At 63.3% G+C, this 1222-nt stretch carries 2 protein-coding genes and 1 pseudogene; all 3 read left to right on the forward strand.

Going from position 1 to position 1222, the window contains the following annotated elements; all coding sequences use genetic code 11:
- Nucleotides 1–437 (forward strand): TRAP transporter large permease subunit (locus A2I95_RS39750; protein ID WP_291737852.1); only part of this gene is annotated, 437 nt, incomplete at its 5' end.
- Between the two features lie 12 nt (nucleotides 438–449).
- On the forward strand, nucleotides 450–887 hold the full coding sequence (locus A2I95_RS39755; protein WP_291737853.1) for a universal stress protein: 438 nt from the start codon (nucleotides 450–452) through the stop codon (nucleotides 885–887).
- A gap of 11 nt (nucleotides 888–898) precedes the next feature.
- A pseudogene (locus A2I95_RS39760) lies at nucleotides 899–1222 on the forward strand (ectoine utilization protein EutA); the annotation flags it as partial.

A 1222-nucleotide genomic window follows, 5' to 3' on the forward strand; every position in this document is an offset into this window, starting at 1 on the left:
GGGCAGGGGCTGCGTTTTCCTGGGTTATCTCATTCGCTCAGGTGCCGCAGCAGATCCTTGGCGCCATCGGGATTGCCGAGATGGGCGCCATAGGGGTGCTGTTCGTGATCTCCATCGCGTTTTTCATCGGTTGTATGTTTGTCGATCCCATCGTGGTGATCCTGGTGCTGGTGCCGGTTTTTGCGCCGGTGGTGAAGTCGGTGGGGCTGGACCCGGTTCTGGTTGGCACAATCATCACCCTGCAGGTGGCTATCGGATCGGCCACACCGCCGTTCGGCTGCGATATCTTCACTGCCATTGCCGTGTTCAAACGCCCCTATGCCGAGGTGGTGCGCGGCACGCCGCCCTTCATCCTGATGCTGCTGGGGGTGTCGGTGGCGCTGATCTTCTTCCCGCAGATTGCGTTGTTTCTGCGCGACCTGGCCTTTGCAAAATAACGAGGCGCTGAGATGTTCACATCCATTCTGGTGCCCTTCGACGGCTCCCAAGGCGCCGAGGCCGCGCTGGCCAAGGCGGCGGAGCTGGCGCAGCTGTGCGGGGCTGGGGTGACCTTGCTGACGGTCTACCGCCACCATTCGCTGCTGGAGGCATCAATGCATATGGTGCGTCCGGATCAGCCGGAGGACTTGGACGAGATCATGCGCAGCCACGCCAAGCAGGTGGCCGAGCGCGGCAAGGCGCTGGCGGCGGCGGGCGGCGTTCAAAGCCCCCGCGCCTTTGTCAAAGCCGGCCCGGTGGCGCGCACCATCACGGGGTTTGCCAGGGAGCACGGGCATGACCTGATCGTGATCGGCAGCCGCGGCCTTGGCTCGCTGGAAGGGGTGCTGCTGGGCAGTGTCTCTCACAAGGTGACGAGCCTGGCCGAAACCCCGGTTCTTGTTGTTTAGGAAAACTGAAAATGGCTCTTGATATCCATTCCACGCCGTCGCGGGTTCCGGCCCGGCTGGACGACCGTCCGGTCAAAAAGCGGATCGCGCTGGTGGCGCTGGCGACCGACCACACGTCTGAGCGCGACTTTGCCCGGATCTGCAACCCGGACCGGGTCGGCGTCTACACAAACCGTATCGCGTTTGAGAATCCGACCACAAGGGAAACTCTGCTGCAGACCGGCCCGCGGCTGACCGAAGCCGCGGCGCAAATCCTGCCGGAGGAAGAGGTGGACGTGGTGGCCTATGGCTGCACCGCGGCTTCCATCGTCTTGGGCAATGACGCAGTCACACGT

This window comes from Leisingera sp. F5, from assembly GCF_001593695.1.

Coding starts and splice junctions, on each gene's coding strand:
- A2I95_RS39755 (WP_291737853.1), top strand. CDS start 450: ATGTTCACATCCATTCTGGTGCCCTTCGACGGCTCCCAAGGCGCCGAG.